The organism is Aquimarina sp. ERC-38, assembly GCF_026222555.1.
Classification (GTDB): domain Bacteria; phylum Bacteroidota; class Bacteroidia; order Flavobacteriales; family Flavobacteriaceae; genus Aquimarina.
Genome location: NZ_CP098511.1, coordinates 3381821 through 3405544 on the forward strand (window position 1 = coordinate 3381821; position 23724 = coordinate 3405544).

Sequence of the window (23724 nt, forward strand, 5' to 3'; positions counted from 1 at the left end):
TTATAATAAATAGAAGAAGCCGTCTCATAACTCAATGAAACGGCTTTTTTTGTTGTTTTTTCTCGGACTCCTATCCTTGAATGATTATCAAATACTCAATTCTCAGAAAGGTCGATTAGGTATTGAGACACTTTCTTTTTTATGCTCAAGCATGTAGTAAGGGCACCGGATTACAAAAACAATCCCGAAGTTTCAAAATAGGTAAGTACTTTTTCTTTATAGCTATTACCAATCGGAAGTTCCAGGTCTTTTATTTCAACTTCGTTCTTAGAAAAACCTGTTAAATAAATAGTATGAACAATATAGGACCGATGAATCCTTAGAAAAGGCAAACCTAATTTTCGTTCAAATGCGCCAATATTTTGTTTGATTCTAATTTTTTTATGAACGGTGTGTATTTCGATATAATCCTTAAAGCTTTCCACATAAACAATTTCATCCTTATATAATCGAATCTTTTTCTGCCCTTGAGTAACAATTAGTGTTTCTCTGGGTACAGAAGTATGAGGAGATTCGGTACTAGCAACTACCTTTGTTTCCATAGCTTTAAAAAATTTCTGTACGGATAAGAAAAAGCGATCAAAAATGATAGGTTTTAGTAAATAGTCCAGAGCATTTACTTCAAAACCTTCAAGTGCATATTCCCGATGGGCGGTGGTAAAAATAACTTCAGGTTTAGTAACCAGGTTTTTAAAAAAATCCACCCCTTTTAAAACCGGCATATTAATGTCTAAAAATAATAAATCCACTTTTTGTTTAGTAAGCAACGAAGAAGCTTCTAAGGCGTTTGTACATTGACCTGCTATTTTCAATTCAGGTATTTTAGAAACGTATGCCTCAATAAGTTCCCGAGCCAGGGGTTCATCATCGATAATAAGACAAGTATAGGTCACAGGCATAATTCGAGGGCAGTGGTATAGAGGGTAGATTCGTCGATAGTATGTAGTTGATGTTTATTGGGATAAAGTAATTCCAACTGCTTCTTAATATTTGTTAAACCTAGTTTTTTTCGATCCGAACTTTTATCCGTCACCTGGGGTTTTGAGTTGGTTAAAGTGAAAAAGAGGTTACTTTCTTTATTTTCTATTTGTATTTGTATGGAAGCCGTATCAATAGCTTCGGATACACCGTGTTTAAAAGCATTTTCGACCAAAGTAAGTAAAAGTAAGGGGGCAATCTCTTCATTACCATTTATAGATTCATCAAAAGTAATCTCCACCCTTTTTCCGTATCTTAATTGTTCCAGTTCAATGTATTTATTAATCAATACTAATTCATCTTCTAATAAAACAAATTTTTTATCACATCGGTACAGCATATAATCCAAGATATAAGAAAGATTTTCAATTACTTTAATCGTTTTATCTGATTTTTTAAGGGCAAGCAAGTATAAACTATTAAGGGTATTAAACAAAAAATGAGGATTTAATTGATTCTTTAAGGCACTTAACTCTGCTTCCCGCTTTTTCTCATGAAGTTCCTGAAGTTGTTGTCGCTCCCGGTAAAAGGAAATAGCCATAAGGATGGCACAAGGATATACCAGATACAGAAATTTGGAAAAAAACTGATTGAAATTAAAGTAAAGATGGTAAAAGTTAACTTCCTCAAAACGTTTCAAAAAAGATTGGTAGGTTTCAGGATAGGTTGGGATAAGGTACCGTACCAGGTAAGAAGTACAAATAGCATGGGCAATTACAAACAGAAGGCAGGTTGCTAAGATAAAAGGAAGAGTACGTCCTTTATTTAAAAACTTAGGTACCAGGAACTTTAAAATAGTGTAAGCTACAAAAACCTGAAGTATCGTTCGAAATCCGTAAACTTCAAACAACTCTCGGGTTTCATTATAATACCAACTGGCACTGGCGGTGGAAAATATAAAAATACAACTCCAGAAAATAGAATGAAGTATTATTTCCCGTCTCACGTTAATAGCTTCCATAGTAGTTAAATTCTAAAACAGATCATTTTGTCGTTCAATATAAAAGGAATATTATAAAGTTGCAGCTACCGATGATAAATAGCGGTTTTTAGCATACAAAGAGGTATAAATGTACAGAAAATGGGTTTCGTCATCTCTATCTGTTTGTTCTTCTTTAAAAGCATATTTTATTAATTCACCGGAATTTATGTTGATAAATAGCAGTTAGGTTTGAAGTCTAATTGAACTCAGTATCTATGCATTATTTACCCTTTTGCTTTATTATTTTGCTTCAAAGTTTCCTTTATGGGCAGACCAGTACATTGTCCGGAAAAATCATGGTCGCTGGTACTACAGAACCTTTACCTTTTACCAATATTACCTTAAAAACCAAAGAAAGCACCATCCTTAGCGGTACGATTACCGATGATAAAGGAAATTTTCGAATAAGCGATATTGCCGTTGGATCCTATATTTTAGATATTGAATTTATTGGTTTTGTCCCTCAACAAATAGATATAAAGGTTGAAAGTAAGAAAAATTATGATTTGGGTATTAAATACCTTACCGAACAAACCGAAATCCTGGAAAGCGTTACCATCACCGCACAAAAATCTACGGTTGAACAACGCCTTGATAGAAAAATTGTAACTGTTGGAAAAGACCTGGTTGCTTTGGGTCCTTCAGCAGCCGACTTGATGAACAACCTCCCCGCAGTTTCTGTAAATTCAGATGGCAATATTAGCTTTCGCGGAAGCGATAATGTGCGTATCCTGATTGATGGTAAACTGAGCAATCTGGAGAACCCGGCGGATATTTTACAGCAAATCCCTTCCAACACCATTAAAAAAATAGAACTGATCAGCAATCCTTCGGCTAAATATAGTCCGGACGGCCTTAATGGTATGATTAATATTATTTTGAAAAAAACGGCTAAAAAAGGTTGGAATACAGCATTGAGTACCAATCTTACTATCGCACAAAAAGAACAATATAATTCAAATATTTCTATCAATTTTAAACCCGGGAAGACCAATTATTACCTCAATTATAGTAACGGCTACGGGGATCAGGTAACAGATGGGGTGGTCAATCGTTTTGATTTAAATTCTAGCCAGGTAACACGTAACTTAAATAATCGAAGATCCAATGTAGTGCGTATAGGGGCAGATTTTACCCCTACTTCTCAGACCACGCTTTCTATTTTTACCAATCAAAACTTTTATAACGCCCTATTTGATGGTGAGAAGCAGGTTCTTTTTACAGAAGAAAGTCAAAATAATTTTGCGTTAAATGATATCCTGACCAGGGACAACTATACACAAGTGTATAATACAGATTATAAATGGTCGATTGACGGTAACTTACATTTTCTGGAACTAGAAGCCAATTACAATCGTTTTGAGAGTGATGCAAAGAATGACTTTAGGTTTTCGGGAGCTACCACGGTGCCTTCATACCTTGAAAATATCGACGACCAGCGATCCGTCTTTACCTTGAACCTGGATTATAAAGTGCCATTAAGTAAAAAATCAACTTTAGAAATAGGAGGCGAAAGCCGAATTAATAAAATTACCAATACATATATCGTCACCAATGCTCAGTTAGAGAATTCTCAACTTCAATACGACCGGGATATTTATTCATCTTACCTCATGTATACTGCTTATCCCGGTAGGTTTGAAATCAATGTGGGTTCACGATTTGAATATTACCTGGTGAACGCCCGGTTTGATGCGGAACGGTCCGATAAGGAATTGTTTAGCCAAAAATTGTTTTCTGTATTTCCTTCCGTATTTATAGGATATCAACCCTCACCGGAAAGCGTTCACCAGTATCAAATCAGCTACGGACGTAGGATTGAGCGTCCTTCCTTTAACCAGGTAAACCCCATACGCCAGACTACCACCCCTCAAATCCTGGCCACCGGAAATTTAGGTTTAACGCCGCAGTTTAGTAATATACTGGAGGCTAGCCATCTTTATAGATTAGGAATAGGTACAATCAGTTCGGGAGTATTTTACCGGTTTGTTAAAGATGAAATCAATCGCATTGGTATTTTTGATCAGGAAGACCCGAATCTTTTACGTTTAAGTTATGATAATTTTGAACGTAATCAAGCCTATGGTGCTGAGATCAGCAGTAACTTAAAACTAACTAGTTGGTGGCGTACCAATACGTCCGTTGAATTTTATACACGACAGCAGGAAGGAGCTATTGAAGGGGAGAAGGTAAGCGTACGTAATACCTTGACTAATTTAAAATGGACAAATAACTTTACGTTGTTTAAACAGGTTTCTGCTTCTCTATTTGCTTTCTACAGTGGTCCACAGGATGTACTACAATACCGACTTAAATTCAATTACTATATCAACGCTGGCTTAAGGTATAACTTTGTTAATGGTAAAGGGAGTATAAGCCTTAACGCTAATGATATTTTAGGTACCCGAAGGTTTGCTTTTAAGACATTTAGAACGGTTTTTCAGGAAGGGGAGTTTCTTAGGGATACCCAACAGGTATTTATAGGCCTGTCTTACCGATTCGGAGGTAAACTTTCTTCTTTATCACGTAAAAAACGAAAAAGTAATATCAAGGCGGACCGCTTTTTATAAATAGTTTATAATTCTAAATTTATATCCATGTTTTCAACACTATCAAACGTTCAACGTTTATCATCCCTACTTCTAATTTTATGCTTTTTACTAATTAGTACAACAAAAGCTCAAGAAATTAGCTATACACTAAAGAAAGGAGAAGTATTCGATCTACTTTTAGTAACCAATCAACCTACTGGTAAAGAGGTTTTTAAAAATTACCGGGCAGAAGCTTTTCCGGTGGCTGTCGAAAAGGGATATTCCTTTTTGTCCGGTTTTAAAATTACCGAAACGCTAGAAGGTGATATCCATCCGGAAGGTGCTATTTTTGGAAAATGGAAGAGTTTAGCGGACAGGCAAGAATTTCTAAAGATAATAACTACACGTGTACCGGATTTCCATAAGATGCGAAAAGAAATCTGGTACTACTTTACGGTAAAGTATTATGAGATAGAACAAGACCTTCACTTCAACCTGGATCCTGAAAAGGTAATTGTTGCTACTACCTACTGGCAGAAGGAAGGTGCATCCTCTGAATTTGAAAACTTTATCGCTAAAGTAAAGAGCCTTATAGAAACGACTGGCGGAAGCTTAAAATTAGCATTTAATAAAGGCTATTCTCCCGAAGGTTACGAATACAATCCGGATTACCTGATATTAACTCAATGGGATAACAAAGAAGATTTTGACCGTTTTATAAAGGATAGTAGTACGATGGATTCGACCATGTTACAAACCCTACATCAATTTATGTTTGGTAAGTAAGTCAAAAATTATAGGAAAGAATCAAAATCAAAGAAAGAATTTGGTAATTTCCAGTATTTTTGCTGCTCGAAAAGTAAGAGTATGAAGTACCAGCGATTAACCAAAGAGCAGTTAGAAGAATTGTATCCGGAGTTTATTAATTTTCTGGCGGCACAATCCATTACTGCTGAAGAATGGCAAGAAATCAAAACCAATAAACCTCAAGTTGCTGAAGAAGAACTGGATGTGTTTAGCGATTTGGTTTGGGAAGGTGTTTTATCTAAAGCAAAGTACCTTGAACATATTTCGAAAGATCAAATGCACCTTTTTAAGCTAATTGATAGCGGAATGCTATTGATTGCCATTAAAATCAACAATCCTAATATCAATATTACTACCAAAGAAGGGTATCAATGGTTGCAAAATAACCTGATGAATGATGAAGTGATTTTCTATAATTCGGATAAAGGTTATAGTAGTGACCCGGCTATGGACATTTTTAAACTGATCCAAAAAGGAGCGGTGATTACCAAAGGGGAATTATACGGATTTTTTGAAAAATTGGTTAAGGTGGTAGAGTAGTAAAAGATATTTTAATTAATAAAGTATAATGAGTGACTTTTACTAAAAAAGACGTTTTATCCTATTAAATCAAAATGTAGAAAGAGGAGTAGAAATAAGCAAACAACCTATAACACAAAGCGAAGTAGTACCAATCATATTATGGCAAACAAACCATCTTTACCTAAAGGAACCCGGGATTTTTCACCAATCGAAGTAGCAAGGCGTACCTATATTATAAATACCATTAAAAAGCAATTTGAACTTTTTGGTTTTCAACCTATAGAAACCCCTAGTTTTGAAAATAGCGATACCTTACTGGGTAAATACGGGGAAGAAGGGGATCGTTTAATCTTTAAAATTTTAAATAGTGGGGATTTCGAAAAAAAGGCTGATAACTTATTAAGAGAGAAAACCTATTTGGATGAAGTTTTTAACGAAAGTTTTTATTTAAATTTCCATCAATATCTAATTAATAAAGCTTCTTTAGATGAAAATAGTTTAACTAATAAACGATTTAATGAAGATGCACAAAATTTAATAGCAGAAGATTTACAACAATATTGGCGTATACACGAAAATGATTTTTTAAATAAAATCTACCCAGAAGATATTAAGGAAAAAATAAAAAACTTTTGGACAAGCGAATTTGGAGCTATAAGAAAATTTTCAATTGATATTATTTATAAAATTCACTTTTCAAGAAACAACCAAGATAATCTTCTATGGAAGTCTGATTTGGATAAACTTGTAACCAGATTAATAACTAAAAAGAACTTAAAGTTTTCTGTTCCTCTCGCTAATGAGATTTCAGATAAAGCTTTGCGATATGACTTGACCGTTCCTTTTGCACGCTATGTGGTACAACATCAAAATGAAATTATTTTTCCTTTTAAACGTTACCAAATACAACCGGTATGGCGTGCTGACCAACCACAAAAAGGTCGTTTTCGAGAGTTTTATCAATGTGACGCGGATGCGGTAGGGAGTACTTCATTATGGCAGGAGGTTGAATATATTAAACTATACGACGCTGTTTTTACGGAACTTGGTCTTAAGGGAGTTACTATTAAAATTAATAACCGTAAAATTTTATCAGGTATTGCTGAGGTTATTGGCGAAAGTGATAAACTTATTGATTTTACCGTAGCGCTGGATAAATTAGATAAAATTGGAGTTGCAGGGGTAACTAAAGAAATGCTAGCCAAAGGAATTAGTTCCCAAGCTATTGAAAAAGTAGAGCCTTTATTACATTTTTCCGGTAGTTTTGATGAAAAATTGGATATGCTTACCAGTCTGCTAACCTCTTCGGAGGAGGGCTTAAAAGGAATTGAAGAGGTTCGTTTTATTTATCAGGCCATTCAGGAAATGCCATTACAAAATGCCACCTTTGAATTGGATGTAACCCTGGCCCGTGGACTTAATTATTATACGGGAGCTATCTTTGAAGTAGCTGCGCCTTACACGGTAAAACTAGGTTCAATCGGAGGAGGAGGACGATACGACGACCTCACCGATATTTTCGGAAAGAAAGATATTAGCGGAATGGGAATTTCGTTTGGCCTCGACCGAATTTATTTAGTTTTAGAAGAGTTAGGCTTGTTTCCGGAAACCCTTCAACAGCATACTCAGGTATTGTTTATCAATTTTGGAGATAAAGAAGCGTTGTATGCAATGAAAGCGGTAAATCAATTACGAACCCTAGGCATCAAAGCCGAATTATATCCGGATGCTGCCAAAATGAATAAACAAATGAAATATTGTAATAAACGCGAAATCCCCTTTGTAGTGCTGGCAGGTGACGAAGAAATGCAATCCGAAACCTATACGGTAAAAAACATGAAAACAGGAGAGCAATCTAAACTCAATATTCAAGCTTTGGTAGATGTTGTTGGGGTTTAGACTAGTTATTATATTTGACTGAGAATCAAGATCGCTATTGCTTTTAGAATCAGGAATCAAGATTTAGAGTTGGTTCTAGTTTAAAATAGAGTAAATAATTTTCATTCATATAAATTAATCCCAGCCCTTCCCGAAGGGAAGGTAGCTAAAAGTCCTTTCCTTTGGAAAGGATTTAGGATAGGATAAATAGCTGTAGATAAAATAGTTGAGTCAATTTTCATATACTAATGCTATTGTAATTTAAAGCCTTACAGTTATATAGTTCTAATCTTACTAATTTAACTAGGTGAAGAGTTTAGTTTTTAGTGTAAAACAAGCTTTTCTATGTTTTAAAATGCATTTAAATGAATAAAATTACAAAAAACTTAATAATTCTCATTGGTATCATTTCTATTTTGGCTTCTATTTACGGATTATTAAATGATCGAAAACTGATAGAAGTGATTGGTGGAATAGCTATCGGATTATCAATAATTGGTTCCGTATTTTTAAGGCAAAATAAGAATAGAAGTTAGTTGTAGATTTTGCAATAAAATAGAGAAAAATAACCTGTCCTAAACTTGATTTAGGATATCGAAATTAGGCTTTACTTGAAAAGTCATTTATGAGTACTATACTATACAACTAAACGTAATATAAAGCCGTCAAATTGAGTGATTTTTTGTAGCGAAGTGAAGAAAAATAGCCTGTCCTAAACTTGATTTAGGATATCGAAATTAGGCTTTACTTGAAAAGTCTTTTATAAGTTTTATACTATACAACTAAACGTAATATAAAGCCGTCAAATTGAGTGATTTTTCGTAACAAAGTGGAGAAAAATTTTATCGAAATTAGGCTTTGTTTTAAAATTACTATTTCTAATTATTTATAACTAAATTTAGAGCAAATTATCCTAATAAATAGAACTTTTAATAGTGGGAAGAAAAAGGAGAATATTTACTTTAAGTTTAGCAGTAATTGCTTTGATAGTAGCAATTTTTGAATTTATCAAAGGTGATGAAATGTTTACGGCATCAATAAGACTTTTTATGGGAGTTACCTTACTTGGTTGGGTGTATTTAGTCCATAGGAAAGAAAAGAAAAAAGGCTAACCCAATATGCTATCCACAGTAATTACTCGATACGTATTAGAATTTATGGTAATTCTGATATTTTTCTCAGTATTAGTAATGTAAAAATTTTTACCGCGTTTTTTAAAACAACTCTCCTTCGTAGTTTTAATGATATTGAACAACCTTTCTTCAATTTCTTCATTAGAAATTTGAATATCTAACTTCTTCCGGATTCTATCGTACACTAGTTCGGTATAACAGATATGGTTTAAAATGTTTTTCTTTATTACTTCCATGTACACCTTAGTTTTTATTTATTCCTTCTGCAAATGTATTTGATAGTTGGCTTAAAATTAGAGATTCAATATAAGTAGTTTAAGAAATGGAATACCACTTCTTGCTACAGTAGAAACAACCCATTAATTTTCCCCGGTACATTTCAACTTTTGTAGTCAAATAAAATGTAGCCTTAAAACTTTAACTTTTTCCAATCTGAATTTAATTTTTAAAACTTGACTTTATTACAGATTATTAAAATATAAATAGCTAGTATACAATTACTTAAAAGTTTTGACTTATCTAGTGATAGGAATCATTCCTTTTCTAGGAAAAATTCCTATCTTTCTTAGTTTTTTGGTAAATTTGTCAAAAAGAGGTTAAGTCGTTGAGAAAATTTGCAATTATTGATGTAGAGACTACAGGGAACGGTATTAACGGTAACCGAATTACCGAAATCTGTATTGTTGTTTTACAGGAAGATAAAGTCATTCATAAATTTACCAGTCTTGTCAATCCCGAACGGAATATACCAGCATTTATTACGGGGCTTACAGGGATTGACAATGACATGGTACGAGATGCACCCAAATTTTTTGAAATTGCCCAGGAAATTGTAGAACTTACGGAAGGTGCTATTTTTATCGCTCATAATGTGACTTTTGATTATAATGTGGTTCGTGGCGAATTTAAACGATTGGGCTATACCTACACCCGTAAGAAACTTTGTACGGTTCGGCTATCTAGAAAATTGATTCCGGGAATGCATTCATACAGTTTGGGTAAGTTATGCACCTCATTAGCAATACCTCTAAGTAACCGCCACCGTGCTGAAGGTGATACGGATGCTACCGTATTATTGTTTCAAAAATTGTTAGATATTGACAAAGATCAGGAAACTATTACTTCTTTCTTAAACGCCCGATCCAAAGAAGCGACTTTACCACCTCATATTAATAAAAAACAAATTGCAGACCTTCCTGAGCAAACCGGTATTTACTTTTTTAAAAACCAAAAAGGAAAGGTAATCTACGTAGGAAAAGCAAAGAATATAAAACAACGGGTACTTAGTCATTTTTATGATAAAAAAAATAAAGAATATGCCTTAGGTCAGCATACGTATAGTATTGATTATGAACTGACTGGTAACGAATTGATTGCGCTTTTAGCAGAAGCTGAGCAAATTCAAAAACTATATCCGCGATTTAATAAAGCACAGAAAAAACCGGTAGCTCCCTATCGAATTATTTCGTATACCAACCGTAGAGGTGTCATGCAATTAGTTATCGACCGAATGCCAAGTACCAATAACGCTGTAGAAATTTTCTATACCCGTGCGGATGCAGTTTTACGCCTGGAACAATTGTGTACGAAATATCAATTATGTCCGCGATATTGTAATTTACAAAGTACCACGGAGAAGTGTTCTCATTATAAAATTAAATATTGTTTAGGTATATGCGAGCAAAAGGAATCTGTAGCCCTTTATAACATAAGAGTTCAACGTGCCCTGGCTGCTTTACAAAAAGAACAGCAGAATTATATTATTAAAGAAAAAGGGCGAACTCAGGAAGAAGAGAGCTTTATTCTGGTAAAAAATGGTTTGTATAGAGGCTTTGGTTTTATCACTCAGGATGATACTATTGAGCATCACGATCAATTTGAAAATTACCTACAACCTCGCAATCATACGTATCACACCGCCAAAATTTTAAAAAGTTATTTAATGAATAAAGCAAAAGATAATGTAGTTTTTATGGAAGTATAAAGGTAAATCCATATATAACCAAAGAAAAAACACTCGAACGGACACTTTTTCCCTAAAAATACCAAAGGTTAAGTTTTACCCAATGCTTTAATAACTTAGTAACCTAATAATACATAGCATCAATCAACAAGGAATAACAATCAACTACTAACTGACAACTATTAATAAACAACTGAAATCACTTCTTCTTTTTATATTTTTCCTCTCGGTCAAATTCAGCATCATTGGGAGCCATTCTAATATTAAATTCTTTTTCACCCCCGTATAATTTGATTTCCTGTATATCCGCAGGTAAATAGTATCCGGCTTCTTCCAGTGCTTCTTTTACATTACGAACTACATTTCCTTTAGTAGTCAGTGCCTGTCTTCTAAAATCTTTAGTATCTACCCAAAAGAAAACTTTTAAATTGACGGTACTGGTTGCCAACTGATCCTCAATAACAAAATTTTCATGCTCTTCGTCTTCGATGACATTTGGTTCTTTTTTTAAAGCTTCCAGAACGGTTTGTTTGGCACCTTCAATATTATCCTCATAGGCAATACCTACGATAAAATCCCATCGGTAAAACCCGTCTTCGGTATAATTAGTTACTGGTTTGGTAAGTACATCGCTATTAGGGATATACACATCTTTTCCGTTAAAGGTTTTTAACTTGGTATATCGAAACTCCAAAGTTTTTACTTTTCCGAAGTTTTCTCCGATTTCTACAGTATCATTGACGTCAAACGGACGGTTAAAAGCTAAAATAACACCAGCAATAAAATTCTCACCGATATCTTTAAAAGCAAACCCTAAAACCACCGCACTTGCTCCGGCGGCAGTTAAGATTCCAGTGGCCACCGCTCCCAAACCCGCAGCTTCAAGCGCCATCATAATAGCCAAAACAATCAAAATATATTTGATAGCCTGACCCAAAAAGCGACTCATTAAGGGATCATCCGTACGAAGTGCTAATTTCCTACGTGAAAAATTACCAATCCAGGTAGCAATTAAGATCCCTAAGATGACAATAATCACACCAATAGTAATCCCCGGAAGTTGTTCTATAAACCTGTTATAAAAATTAATAAAAGGTTCGGTAACCTCTTTAGTCTGGTCACTAATACTTTGCATATAAGTATAATTATTTACTATCTATAACCATAGTCAATCCTGGTTTTTAAATTACCTATTCTTTTATTCCTTTAAAAATGAAATAAGAATATCATTTAATTCATCCCGATGGGTTAGATTAAGTCCGTGGGGTCCGTTAGCAATCACTTTATAGGTATTATTAGCAATACCTTGAGCTGCCTGATCTGCCGAAGTTGCTTTAGGAACGTTATTGTCTGCATCCCCATGAACAATTAAGGTAGGAACATCTACATTTTTTAATTCCGGTCTAAAATCCGTTTCCGCCCAGGCTTTAGCTGCCTGAATAGTGGCTCGCGGAGAAGCATGAGAAGCAATGGACCAGTCATAATGCAATTGCGCTTCACTTATCGTATCTTTATTATCTTCGTAATTATAAAAGATTCTTAAAAAGTTCTTTAAAAAACCTACCCGATCGGTTTGTAAAGCTTGAATAATACCTTGTAAATCTTCTTTTGGAGCACCTTCAGGATTATCCTCTTTTTTTGCTACCAGTGGGATAATAGAACTAATTAAAGCTGCTTTTGCAATTTTCGCACTTCCAAATTCAGTAAGATAGCGCACTACTTCGCCACCACCCATAGAAAAACCAACAATAACCACTTTATTTAAGTCAAGTTGATCTATAATTGCTTTTAAATCTTTAGCCAGACTGGTATAATCATATCCATCCCAGGGTTTAGAAGACTGACCGAATCCTCTACGGTCATAGGCAATACATCTAAAACCGGATTCAACGATCTTCCAAACCTGTTGTTCCCAGGCTTTACCGCTTAAGGGCCAACCATGTATTAAGATAACCGGTTGCCCTGAACCGTAATCTTCATAATAAATTTCTGTTTTCTCCTGAGTTGCGTTGCTAGTAATAAATGGCATGTATTGAATCTTTATTATTCTTAAATTAGTTATTTCGCACTTTCAAATATCTCAAGTTGAATACCGTCAGGATCATTTAAATATGCAAAGGAAGCACCTACAATATCCTCAGCTTTATCTTTTTCTTTAAAAGTATAGGGTTCCGCATTGAACTGATACCCTTTTTCTGAAAGGTTCTTATAAGTTTCCTGAATATCATCTACTTCAAAAGCTATATGAATTGCTCCAACATCATTATTATTTTGTCGAAAGGGTTTACCTATAGGGTTGGTATATTCTATAAGTTCAATTATAGTATTTTTAATTTCGATCATAGCAAATTTACAGGCTGCATTTGGAACTTTTGTTCCTTTTGAAAAACCTTCACCAACCATTTCATTTTGAAATAAGATTTTTCCACCAAGAAACTCTTTGTAAAATTCAATCGATTTTACCAAATTACTAACCGGTATACCTATATGTTGTACACTTCTTGTCATTACCCATCAATTTATAATTATCACCTTCTATCAGAAGATTGCTCTAAATGATCGTTTCCCGGACCACCTTGACTGTATAATTGATTTTCTTCGTCTTTTAAGTTTAAAGTGTTTCTATTTTCCGGTGTAGTTCTTCCAGGTACATCCAGTTCTTTACCTTCAAAATCAACAGGTTCATTTCTATTTAATAATTCCTGGTCTTGACCTTGATCATTGTGTAAGTTTCCGGTTCGATCCCCTAGGGCATTGATATCTTCTTTTGTAATTTCCGGATTATAAGGTAATTTATCTTCTGAATTTTTCATAGTTTTTTGTTCTACTGTTTATCCAAAGAACTAACAAATAGAAGGGATGCTTTAACTCAATCAACCATTTTTGTAATGGAAAAAGTAAGCTTAAAAAGCACTTATTTACACATTGGACATTACCGGACTATCTACAGTTGGTTTTTGAAATAACTTGGTCAAAAGACAGGTAATACGTGAAGGTAATTTTTTACCTACTACATTTTTAGATAACTCTTTTGCAATTTCAATTTCTACTTGTTTCTTATAATCCAAAATTTCATGGTAAGAAAGATTTTCTAAACTTGCTAAGGTCTTTTTATTTACCGTAATAGGTGCTTCTTTTCCGGGATAGTACAACCTACAACGTTCAAAGATTTTACGAGCTTTTAAACTTTCTTTTTTCGCTTTTTTAAGAATGGCTTTTCTCCTTTGAAGAGGGAACTTAGCGTAGTTTTTAGAAATAAAAACATTAATAGTATATAACTTTCGAGAAATATCTCTTAAGGAATAAAACGTATGTTCGTCCATATATAGAACCTTGTTTTCTAAGGATTTAGTTGGTTATACAAAAGTAGATTTGTACTTACTATACTTTGTGCTTTATAAAACCAAATACTATTGCTAACGATCGGAGGGTAGCATTTTCCCTATAACTTTATTAATTCTTTAAGAATTTATTATTAAATAGGTGAAATTTTTAGAAATTTTTTTAAAGAAAACCTATTGAAAATTTGGGTTTAATATTGATAAAAAAGATCGTCTTAGATTTTCACAGCAAACGGGTAATCATTAATAATAACTGTTTTTCCGTTTAAGGACGTTAATGTAAGAGAAAGTTAATGCATACTAGCTATCTTTAAATGCGTATGAGTTAAAGGAGTTTTAGGGTTACTGCTATTTTCGATTTTAAATCTATACAATCATATGGAAAAATTACTAAGGGCATTATTAGCCGGATGGGGTGCAAAAAAAATTGGTGGTGGAAAATGCGGATGTTTCGGAACCGTTTTTGTCTTTCTTATTCTTTACTGGTTACTGGGTTATGTATTTAAAATCTTTTAAATACTTTAATTAGGCTAATAAAAGGCTTTTACACCAAAAAGTAACATGATAGTCTTCTAAATTAAATTTTAATATAAAATAATGGAAATAAATAAAAATTTAATTATCCAGAAAATAGATCCTGTATTGACTAAGGGAGATGGAGCCATCACTTTAGTTTTTTTACATTACTTTGGAGGAGACGGGGGAAGTTGGTTATGGACAATAGATGAGCTTTCTAAAAATTACAAATGTATCTCTTTAACCCTACCCGGATTTGGAAATACCGAACCTTTAAAAAATAAATCGGTAGTACATTTTGCGCAATGGATTGCGGATAAGCTAGCATCGTTAAAGGTGACGAATTATATTCTTTGCGGACATTCAATGAGCGGAAAATTAGCGCTAGTTACTGCTACCCTTAGTACTATCAAACCAAAGCAACTGATTTTAATTGCTCCTTCACCACCTACCGTAGAACCGATGGAAGCTGAAGAAAAAGAACGAATGTTGCACCATCCTGCCATCCGAGAAGCAGAAACAACCGTAAATAAAGTAACTGCCAAAAAATTAAGTGCATCACAAAAAGAATACGCTATTATTTCACAGCTACGAATTGAGCACGAAACCTGGGCATGGTGGATTAAACAAGGAATGGAGGATAATATAACCACATTAATCAAAGATGTAAATATTCCAACCACGATATTAGTAGGAGAAAATGATCCGGTTATTGATATGAATTTGGTTCAAACCGAAGTCCTACCTTATATGCCTGAAAGCCAAATAATCGTTATAAAAGATTCCGGACATCTAATACCTATGGAATCTATATCTGAAGTTGCAAGTACTATCCACCTGATAGCTTCTAAAACAAATCATATTCCGTCGTCACATTAAAACTTTCTTCTTTTAAATTTCGGTTTAAAGAAAATGCGGTACTGATCAATCCTAAATGGCTAAATGCCTGCGGAAAATTACCTAAGAATTTTCCGTCTTTATCAATTTCTTCCGCAAATAAATCCAGATGATTGGAGTAGGTGAGTAGTTTTTGAAAATAGTATTCTGCCTTTTCCAATTGTCCGGCACGGGATAAACATTCTACAAACCAAAAGGAACCAATAATAAAAGCACCTTCATTTAAGTCGTCTTCAAATGGGTTGGTATCGTTTAAATTTCTATAGATTAACACATCGTGCATAATTTTATCCTCAATAGCTTCCATAGTGGCAACCCACTTTTTATCATACGGACTGATCATACGTACCAGTGGCATAATCAAAATAGATAAATCCAGGGTAGAGGCTTCTTTAAAATGTACAAAAGAATTACAGGATTCATTCCAGAATTCTTCATACACATAAGTAAATATTTGATCCCTAACTTTAATCCATTCTACTTCCGGAAAAGGAAAAGAACGTTTTTTACCCAGTCGGATAGCCCGGTCTACTGCCACCCAACACATCACTTTGGTATATAAATAATGACGTTGTGATTCTCTAACTTCCCAAATTCCATGATCAGGCTTCTCCCAGTTTTCTATTACCGTATCTACCAATTTTACAATTAAAGACCAAAAGCTATAAGATATTTCTTCTCCGTATTTATCAAACAAATAGATGGTATCTAATAACTCTCCGTAAATGTCCAATTGCAGCTGATTTACGGCAGCATTACCAATTAATACGGGTTTTGATTTTTCGTAACCTTCATAATGTTCCAATTCCACCTCGGTGAGATCACGACTTCCATTCACACAATACATGATTTGAATATCTTTATTTAATTCAAGCAGGTCTTTTTCTAATCTCGCCTGAATCCACATCATAAATTGTGAAGCTTCTGATAAAAAGCCTAATCGGATAAAGGCGTACATGGTAAAAGATGCATCCCGAATCCAGGTATAGCGGTAATCCCAGTTTTTATCCCCACCCAATACTTCGGGTAGTGAAAAAGTAGGTGCTGCTACCGGGGAACCATGCTCTGCCGAAGTCAACAATTTTAACAGCAATGCCGAACGATTAACATAAGGTGTCCAGTCACCTTTATAGGTAGACGTTTTCATCCAGTTTTGCCAATAAGTAACCGTCGTTCTCAGTTTCTCCCGGGATTTTGAAACGATAGCTTCTTTGGCATCAGCAGTATCTTCATCGAATTGTTTTATAACAAAAATTACTGCTTCCCCTTTTTCTATAGTAAAATTTGATATTTCACTTTTTCCTTTCAGAAATGAAAGCGAACTCTGAATTTCCATCGGAGCAATATCCTTATTGTCACAAAATAGTTTTAATCGGTTATCGGCTATTACTTCTTTTTGAACGGTATCACGGTTATAATTAAAGGTAGGTTCAATTTCTAATTGTATGTTGGTGTTACCTTCAATCCCCTTAATGACCCGAATAATTTCATTAGTACCGGAAGTTTTTCCGTCAAAGGGCATAAAGTCAATAATATCGACTAACTGTTCTTTTGAAATATATCGTGTTAACAACACATTGGTATTCTGAATATACGTTTGGTGTATAGTTGCATTTTCTATTTGTGGCTGTGTATGAAAAAAGCCTCCTTTTTTATGATCTAATAACCTGGAAAATAGGGTAGGAGAATCAAAATTCGGGAAGCAAAAGAAATCAATAGATCCGGTTTTATGGATTAAAGCGGTAGTTTTACAATTACCAATGATTCCGTAATCTTCAATGGCGTAATAGGAAGAAGTATTTTTCAAGCTGTGTAAAATTTAAAAGGCTATTTAAACTGAAATATATTCATTTTAAATAGCCTTTACGGGGTTATTTAGTTTTTTATTTTATCCACCTACAACGGTACCGCCATTTACGTGAATAATCTGGCCGGTAACATAGGTTGAATCTTCTGACGCTAGGTACACATAAGCCGGTGCCAACTCTGATGGTTGTCCGGGACGTCCTAGTGGTACTTGCTTACCAAAATCTTCAATAGCTCCCATTGTTGCCGGGATTAGCGGAGTCATAATAGGTCCTGGTGCTACTCCGTTTACTAAGATTTTCTTTTCTGCTAATTGTGCAGACAATGCTCTGGTAAATGAAGTAATAGCTCCTTTAGTCGAAGAATAATCTACCATCATTTCATGTCCTTTATATCCGGTAACAGAAGTAGTGTTGATAATTCTTGAACCTTCTTTCATGTGTTCCAATGCCAATTTGGTCAAATAAATCATAGAAACAATGTTTAGATCAAAAGTTTCTTTTAATTCATCATAATCAATATTGGTAATGTCTTTGTTAGGATATTGTGTAGCTGCATTATTAATCAGAATATCTAATTGTCCAAATTCTGACATTGTCTGGTCAATTAAGTGTTGGCACACTTCTTTATCGGTTAAATTCCCGGAAAAAGTAACACATTTTCCACCTTCTTTTTCAACTAGTTCTTTTGTTTTTTGAGCATCTTGTTCTTCATTAAGATAAGCGATTGCTACATTCGCTCCTTCCCGTGCAAAATGAACTGCAACTGCACGCCCGATTCCACTATCTCCTCCGGTAATTAAGGCTGTTTTACCTTCTAATTTACCACTTCCTTTATAAGAATCTTTAATTGTTTCAGGTTGTTGTTCCATTTCGGCTTGTAGACCTGGTCTTTCCATTGTTTTCATATCATCTATTTTTTTATTAGGGTAAAATTACCCCTATTCTAATGCAATTATGATCGTTAATGCGAGTTATAGTATCTCATATATACTCTTTAATATAATTTTATGACAAGCAAATAATTATGGTAATTGGAAAAGTTTGAATCCTATGAAATTTGATCAGTTCTATGAAAAATTCGGTTATGTGGAAGCTTTAGCTTTAGTCTTTTTAGGTCTCGCCTTTTTCCCGGAACTTCGTCGTGACCCGTGTTTTTCATACACTTTAGCTGCTATCTCACGATATCCTTCTTGTTTACGTACGGCATAGATACGAGTTCGCATTTCGGTAGAAGCCGTTTTCCAATCTACGATTTGTGCCGGATAATCTCCTAATGGAGTGTCCGTATGGGCAATGATTTCTTCGGCAGAAAAAGGCCGTAATTCCGGAACGAACTTTTTTATAAAAACTGCTTCCGGGTCCTGATCAATGATCTGCTTGGTTGGGCTATAAATCCGTACCGTATTAATTCCTACTACACTTGCCTGCATTTGTAATTGGCTAATATGAATACCTGGTTCATAATCCGTATATAATTGTGCCATCGGATAATTAATTAACTTCCAACTGATATGTAGCGTATGACAGGCAAAGGAGGTAAGTAAAGCCCGCATCCTGAAATTTAAAAACCCGGTCTGGTATAAACATCGGATACAAGCATCAATCATAGGGAATCCCGTGGTACCCGTAATCCAAGCCTGATAATGTGCCGGATCATTTTCATAAAACAAATCTTCATAGGCAACATTCAATGCCTGGAATTCCATTTGCGGATCCGTTTCTAAGCGTTGGATAAAATGATCCCGCCAGTGTAAACGGGACATAAAAGAACGCAGCGACATTCGCCATTTGCCTGCATCAGGATCCCCTTTTTCTTTTAGCTCCAGGAGTTCGTCCATACGATTTTGAGTTCGTTGATAGATCGTTCTGCCCGTCATCGTTCCCCACGCCATATGTACCGAAGTACGAGACCCGGCGGTAAACGCAGTAAGTGGCGATGAGATTCCGCCCCGATAAGCAATTCCCCGTTCATATAAAAAACTAGTTAAATCCTTTTCAGCATTGGATTCGCTTACTTTTTGTATCTGATCATAATCAAGCGTATCTCTTAACGTAGTTGATTTAGGCGCATCCAATTCTTTTTGATAATCCGTACAACTAAACTTTTTAATTTCGGAAGGAACCTTACACTTATGAAGGGTTGAAGGTATGGGCAGTAATTCTTCGTTGGTAAATTCTTTCCAAAGTGTATGGCGTTTATCCCGATCATAAAAATTACGAAATACCGCAGTTTGCGCAAATTCCTTAAAAGATGTACCGATACTATCAGACCACTCCCGAACGGCTATATCTCTTTTATATGTTCGGTTTGTTCCAATCTCTTCATGAGCATAGATAGCATTAAAAGGTACGTGTTTATGTACTTCTTTGAATATATCAACTACCTCCCCCTTATAAATAATAATTTCTCCGTCCCTTTTTTTGTAATTGGTTACTAAATCCGTTAATGCTGTAGTAATGGCATAGGTATGTAATAGGGAAGTGTCGGGAGCCTCTAAGAAAGAGGGTTCAATAATATAAATAGGAATAACCTGATCAAAGGCTTCTAAAGCATGGGTTAAGGCTATATTATCAAAAATTCTAAAATCTCTTTTTATCCAGTATACTGCCGTTTTCATAAAGTCAAAATTTTAGAATAAGAATTAATTAAACCCTATCACCTTTGTGGTCGGGTAAAGTTCTTAAAATAGAACCTTACTAATTGTTTGCATACGCGATTTGTTATGCTCTATTCGTTATGAAACCTTAATTTTACTACAATTCCTGAATAAATTTTGTTCTTTACAAATAGCGACTTTAGTTCTTAATAGTGTTAGTATGTCATAATTACCCCCAACCATTTAATTTTCAGCTATCTATCCTATCCTATATCCTTTCCAAAGGAAAGGACTTTTAGCTACCTTCCCTCCGGAAAGGGCTGGGGATAGGATTAATTGATATAAATTAGAATTATCTACGCTATTTTAAACTAGAGCCTGAATAGCAAATATTGTATTAGATACTACAGATTATTAGTAATTAATCTATGTGTTGGGTTGTAACGAGAGGTACTGATAATCCATTCTTTATATTCAGGTTTCGTCTCGGCCAGGGTTTTGAATATGTCCGCATCATTTTTATAAGCCCTGTTCGGAATCCTTTTATATTCTACTGAAAAGCGTTGAAATTCTTTTTCAATAATTTCGGGTTGTATGGTAATATTTTTATCTTTTATATCAATTTTAGACAAAACTTCGCCGGGTAAATCCGGTAGATAGTGCAAAATTCGATCTTTATTCACTAAGTTCCGGCATAAGGTCATAGAAAAGTTGTCCGCCCATTTTAAAATCTGATGTCCCTGTTGCGCCGTTTTTATAGTAATTTTTAAATGTTTACACACTTTAATTTTTTCAGCTTTTAAGAATGTTAAGATTTCTTTTGAAGCCTTAGATTTTTGTTTTTGATATCGTTCGTATAAATGACACAAACTCATCAGATAAATCCATTGTGATTTTAACTCCAGGTTTTTCAAGAAGTTAATAGTTTCCTTTGGCTCTAACTCTACATTTTTAAAATCTTTAGGTCGGCCTTTATCATCCAGGTAGAACCTTGCTTCAGAGAGTTGATAACTATCATCATGAGAAGCAATGGCAATCAAGTGTTCCAGCCAGTTTCTAACGTATATTTTTATATTTGGCCGTAAGATATTTGCTATTTGAGATGCTAAAAAGGCATGGTGGCGGTTATGTATGACTATTATACTACTCTTCTCTTTTGCAATGATCATAGTACCTCTTTCTTAACAAAATTAGAGGCAGATCGTTAAATGTGTTAGCAAGATCAATTGGATTCTTACCTCAAATAACAATTTTGGGTTATGAAATGTGTTTAAGAAGACGATAATAGGTTCTTTCTAAAATCCTTTGGAGTAAGATTGTATTTATTTTTAAATACTTTAGATAAATAAGACATACTATTTATTCCTACCCGGTAGGCAATTTCTGAAATAGAAAGGTCTGTGGATTTTAATAAATGTACTGCAACATCCAGTCTTATTTTTTGCATATAACTATTGACACTCATACGATATAGAATTCTAAATCCTTGTTGTAATTTCTTTTTGTTTAAGCCCACATGTTCGGCAATCTGTTCGATAGTAAGGGATTCTTCAATATTTTCCTGAATAAACTTGGTAGCCTTTTCTATCATTTTCATTTCAGAACGGCGTAGGACACTTCGTCTACGGTCAGGATCCAGGTCATCAATATATTGTACGATTTGTTGAGTTAAAATTTCTAAGGATTTGCCATTTAAAAAGAATCGGTTTAAAAACGGATCTTTATTAAAATCCTCCATATCTTCAAATAACTCTCCTATCTTAAAACTGTATTGTCCTTTATAATAGAAATTATCTTTAGCTTCTGTATCTTCAAATAAATTTTGTAAATCATCCGGAAGGGATTTAAGTTCACAATCAATAGATTGTATAAACTCCTCTCGAATAATTTCAAGACTATTAATTTTTGTACGACAGTTTGCTTTAAACCTTAAGATATGACCATTGCAATTTTGGGAGGCTACAATAGCATTGTCATACTGCTGTACCTCATGTACATCGGTACAATGTTCGAATGTATGTGTAAACTCTCCGATCGCACAAAATAAAAATTTAAGAGGATGTACTTTATTCACTACAAATTTAAAAACAGTATCCTGTAGAAACGTACAATCATAGCGTAGGATCCCCAATCCGTTTTTAAAGTTGATTCCGGTTATCCTTCCTTCTCCGAAATTTTGAGGAATTTCCAAACTATATTCATCACAATAATGGAAGTATTCCGTATCAAAAATTTTGGCTATGTCTGCAATAACATCTTTAAGTGGTATGGATCTTACCAGTAAATCAAACATGTATGAGGTATTAAAGTCTTATTTTAATAAGGTTATTAATTTAAAATTAGGATAACCAGTTTGAATAGCCAAACCTTAATTGTAATGTAGTAAAGATATAATTAATTGCATCCATAATTGCTTCTTGATAAAAGTAGTTTTAAGCATCTGAATAATTAAAATGTAATAAAATTAAATACGAATGGATTTAAAGATTAAGGGTAAAACTGCTTTGATAACCGGTGGGGATTCCGGAATGGGACAGGAAACAGCAAAATTTTTAGTTAGAGAAGGAGTTCATGTTATTCTTTCAGACAAAGAAAACGGAGAGAGTTTGCAGGAAGCAAAGAAAAAGGTAGAAAAAGAAGCTCAGGATGGAGCGAAAGTACTGACTATGGCTGCCGATATCTCTAATTATGTAAATGTGAAAGAACTGGCGGATCGTATAGAAAAAGAAATGGGTGGTGCGCATATCGTATTTCATTCGGCAGGGGCAAGGGGTGCTGCAGGTGACTTCTTAGAACTTACGGATGAAGACTGGAAAAATACCATTGAGATTGACCTGATGGGTTCCGTACGAGTGGCACGGGCTTTTATTCCACATTTTCAGAAATTAAACTGGGGTCGTATGATTATGGTGGCATCTGAGAATGCTTTCCAACCTTATGAAGAGGAAAGTCCTTATAACGCTTGTAAAGCCGGAATTATCAATTTATCTAAATGTTTATCCCGGGCATATTCTAAAGAAAATATCTTATTTAATTGTATCTCTCCGGCTTATATAGAAACTCCGATGACAGATGCCATGATGGAAGAATTAGCCGAAGAAAAAAATATTAGTGTAGAAGAAGCAGTAGAGTGGTTTGTAGAAAATAAACGTCCGCATATCGCAATGCAACGTAGGGGTAAACCTGAAGAAATTGCTTCTGTAATTGCCTTTTTATGTTCAGAGCATGCCAGTTTTATCAATGGTACCAATATTCGGGTAGACGGGGGTTCGGTAGCCTCTGCATTTGGGTAGTCCGCGACTTCATAGAAACTATTTAGTAAGTAAGAATTTAAATTGCTTGCTAAGTAGTTTTCTAATTTTTATTCTTTAGTTTCAGTAATTCATCCGAAAATAAACGGGCATAATGATTTAGACGTTCCCCGCTTGTAAAGAGTATTATTCTTTCAATTTTTGGGGTAATGCTTCCGGTGGAAATTACTTCGACGAAATAAAGATCCAGAGCGTACAGAGAATGCATTACCCCCTTTAGTTTATATTCAAAAATAAGCGTTCCGGTATTTACTAAAATGCAAATCTTACGGTAAACAGGTTGTTTTTCAAACAGAGTACGTTTCATAAGTCACAGAGGTTTTAGAAGAAAGCGGTCTAATTTGATAACTTAGGTACTTTCATTACTGAAAATTAACAAGCATTATCCTGTTAAAAGTGTTTTTTTAAAGGAAAAATGGATGGTAATATAAATCCATACTACTATTTTAGTCGAATGTAA

The 23724-nt window shown here is 34.4% G+C and carries 25 protein-coding genes; 10 read left to right on the plus strand and 15 right to left on the minus strand.

Annotated features, from left to right (window positions below):
• Window positions 1-170: 170 nt before the first annotated feature.
• Complete coding sequence (locus NBT05_RS14125; protein WP_265770505.1) at window positions 171-899, minus strand: LytR/AlgR family response regulator transcription factor; 729 nt, start codon at window positions 897-899, stop codon at window positions 171-173.
• Window positions 890-1939, minus strand: a complete 1050-nt coding sequence (locus tag NBT05_RS14130) for a sensor histidine kinase (RefSeq protein ID WP_265770507.1) — start codon at window positions 1937-1939, stop codon at window positions 890-892. Before NBT05_RS14130 ends, NBT05_RS14125 begins: the two co-directional genes overlap by 10 nt.
• A 236-nt stretch (window positions 1940-2175) precedes the next feature.
• On the opposite strand from NBT05_RS14130, the gene NBT05_RS14135 reads away from it, so the two are divergent.
• Together NBT05_RS14135 and NBT05_RS14140 are read left to right on the plus strand one after the other, a co-directional pair.
• Window positions 2176-4530 carry a TonB-dependent receptor domain-containing protein gene (locus tag NBT05_RS14135; RefSeq protein WP_265770508.1) on the plus strand — a complete coding sequence of 785 codons (2355 nt, stop codon included), beginning with the start codon at window positions 2176-2178 and terminating at the stop codon, window positions 4528-4530.
• Between the two features lie 27 nt (window positions 4531-4557).
• On the plus strand, window positions 4558-5277 hold the full coding sequence (locus NBT05_RS14140) for an antibiotic biosynthesis monooxygenase family protein (RefSeq protein ID WP_265770509.1): 720 nt from the start codon (window positions 4558-4560) through the stop codon (window positions 5275-5277).
• 1 nt (window position 5278) lies between these two features.
• Here the strand turns inward: NBT05_RS14140 and NBT05_RS18475 are convergent, their stop codons facing one another.
• Complete coding sequence (locus NBT05_RS18475) at window positions 5279-5398, minus strand: SipW-dependent-type signal peptide-containing protein (protein WP_416346198.1); 120 nt, start codon at window positions 5396-5398, stop codon at window positions 5279-5281.
• On the opposite strand from NBT05_RS18475, the gene NBT05_RS14145 reads away from it, so the two are divergent.
• From NBT05_RS14145 to NBT05_RS14160, 4 genes are all read left to right on the plus strand, one after another.
• Window positions 5359-5838, plus strand: coding sequence for a DUF6495 family protein (locus tag NBT05_RS14145; protein ID WP_265770510.1), 480 nt, complete (start codon window positions 5359-5361; stop codon window positions 5836-5838). The genes NBT05_RS18475 and NBT05_RS14145 overlap by 40 nt on opposite strands.
• A 141-nt stretch (window positions 5839-5979) precedes the next feature.
• Entirely contained in the window at window positions 5980-7719 is a 1740-nt protein-coding gene (gene hisS / locus NBT05_RS14150; protein WP_265770511.1) for a histidine--tRNA ligase, read from the plus strand.
• Window positions 7720-8063: 344 nt separating this feature from the next.
• Window positions 8064-8234, plus strand: a complete 171-nt coding sequence (locus tag NBT05_RS14155; protein ID WP_265770512.1) for a hypothetical protein — start codon at window positions 8064-8066, stop codon at window positions 8232-8234.
• Window positions 8235-8633: 399 nt separating this feature from the next.
• Entirely contained in the window at window positions 8634-8810 is a 177-nt protein-coding gene (locus NBT05_RS14160) for a hypothetical protein (protein WP_265770513.1), read from the plus strand.
• On the opposite strand, the gene NBT05_RS14165 is transcribed toward NBT05_RS14160, so the two are convergent.
• Window positions 8807-9067 carry a DUF3781 domain-containing protein gene (locus NBT05_RS14165; protein ID WP_265770514.1) on the minus strand — a complete coding sequence of 87 codons (261 nt, stop codon included), beginning with the start codon at window positions 9065-9067 and terminating at the stop codon, window positions 8807-8809. The two genes, NBT05_RS14160 and NBT05_RS14165, sit on opposite strands and share 4 nt — an antisense overlap.
• A 368-nt stretch (window positions 9068-9435) precedes the next feature.
• Between NBT05_RS14165 and NBT05_RS14170 the strand changes: the two genes are divergently transcribed.
• Window positions 9436-10815, plus strand: coding sequence for an exonuclease domain-containing protein (locus NBT05_RS14170; RefSeq protein ID WP_265770515.1), 1380 nt, complete (start codon window positions 9436-9438; stop codon window positions 10813-10815).
• Between the two features lie 178 nt (window positions 10816-10993).
• On the opposite strand, the gene NBT05_RS14175 is transcribed toward NBT05_RS14170, so the two are convergent.
• From NBT05_RS14175 to NBT05_RS14195, 5 genes are all read right to left on the minus strand, one after another.
• Entirely contained in the window at window positions 10994-11929 is a 936-nt protein-coding gene (locus NBT05_RS14175; protein ID WP_265770516.1) for a mechanosensitive ion channel family protein, read from the minus strand.
• 63 nt (window positions 11930-11992) lie between these two features.
• A complete protein-coding gene (locus NBT05_RS14180; RefSeq protein WP_265770517.1) occupies window positions 11993-12823 on the minus strand; it encodes an alpha/beta fold hydrolase in 831 nt (276 codons plus the stop codon).
• Between the two features lie 29 nt (window positions 12824-12852).
• Entirely contained in the window at window positions 12853-13302 is a 450-nt protein-coding gene (locus tag NBT05_RS14185) for a VOC family protein (protein ID WP_265770518.1), read from the minus strand.
• Window positions 13303-13322: 20 nt separating this feature from the next.
• Window positions 13323-13607, minus strand: coding sequence for a hypothetical protein (locus NBT05_RS14190; protein WP_265770519.1), 285 nt, complete (start codon window positions 13605-13607; stop codon window positions 13323-13325).
• A gap of 105 nt (window positions 13608-13712) precedes the next feature.
• Window positions 13713-14117: a hypothetical protein gene (locus NBT05_RS14195; protein WP_265770521.1), complete on the minus strand. Its 405-nt coding sequence runs from the start codon at window positions 14115-14117 to the stop codon at window positions 13713-13715.
• Window positions 14118-14513: 396 nt separating this feature from the next.
• On the opposite strand from NBT05_RS14195, the gene NBT05_RS14200 reads away from it, so the two are divergent.
• Window positions 14514-14651, plus strand: a complete 138-nt coding sequence (locus NBT05_RS14200; RefSeq protein WP_265770523.1) for a hypothetical protein — start codon at window positions 14514-14516, stop codon at window positions 14649-14651.
• Window positions 14652-14732: 81 nt separating this feature from the next.
• On the plus strand, window positions 14733-15530 hold the full coding sequence (locus NBT05_RS14205) for an alpha/beta fold hydrolase (RefSeq protein WP_265770524.1): 798 nt from the start codon (window positions 14733-14735) through the stop codon (window positions 15528-15530).
• Here NBT05_RS14205 and NBT05_RS14210 read toward each other — a convergent pair.
• From NBT05_RS14210 to NBT05_RS14230, 5 genes are all read right to left on the minus strand, one after another.
• The gene (locus NBT05_RS14210) at window positions 15499-17355 is read right to left on the minus strand and encodes a glycoside hydrolase family 15 protein (protein ID WP_265770525.1); all 1857 of its coding nucleotides are present in this window, start codon (window positions 17353-17355) and stop codon (window positions 15499-15501) included. The two genes, NBT05_RS14205 and NBT05_RS14210, sit on opposite strands and share 32 nt — an antisense overlap.
• 81 nt (window positions 17356-17436) lie before the next feature.
• Window positions 17437-18261, minus strand: coding sequence for a glucose 1-dehydrogenase (locus NBT05_RS14215; protein WP_265770526.1), 825 nt, complete (start codon window positions 18259-18261; stop codon window positions 17437-17439).
• A 177-nt stretch (window positions 18262-18438) separates the two neighbouring features.
• On the minus strand, window positions 18439-19974 hold the full coding sequence (locus NBT05_RS14220; RefSeq protein ID WP_265770527.1) for a cryptochrome/deoxyribodipyrimidine photo-lyase family protein: 1536 nt from the start codon (window positions 19972-19974) through the stop codon (window positions 18439-18441).
• A gap of 383 nt (window positions 19975-20357) precedes the next feature.
• The gene (locus NBT05_RS14225) at window positions 20358-21122 is read right to left on the minus strand and encodes a DUF3891 family protein (protein WP_265770528.1); all 765 of its coding nucleotides are present in this window, start codon (window positions 21120-21122) and stop codon (window positions 20358-20360) included.
• A 101-nt stretch (window positions 21123-21223) separates the two neighbouring features.
• Window positions 21224-22246 carry a helix-turn-helix domain-containing protein gene (locus NBT05_RS14230; protein WP_265770529.1) on the minus strand — a complete coding sequence of 341 codons (1023 nt, stop codon included), beginning with the start codon at window positions 22244-22246 and terminating at the stop codon, window positions 21224-21226.
• 181 nt (window positions 22247-22427) lie between these two features.
• Here NBT05_RS14230 and NBT05_RS14235 point away from each other — a divergent pair, with 181 nt between their 5' ends.
• Window positions 22428-23246 (plus strand): SDR family NAD(P)-dependent oxidoreductase, encoded by an 819-nt coding sequence (locus NBT05_RS14235; protein WP_265770531.1) that lies wholly within the window; start codon window positions 22428-22430, stop codon window positions 23244-23246.
• Between the two features lie 61 nt (window positions 23247-23307).
• Here the strand turns inward: NBT05_RS14235 and NBT05_RS14240 are convergent, their stop codons facing one another.
• Entirely contained in the window at window positions 23308-23571 is a 264-nt protein-coding gene (locus NBT05_RS14240; protein WP_265770532.1) for a hypothetical protein, read from the minus strand.
• Window positions 23572-23724: the final 153 nt, after the last annotated feature.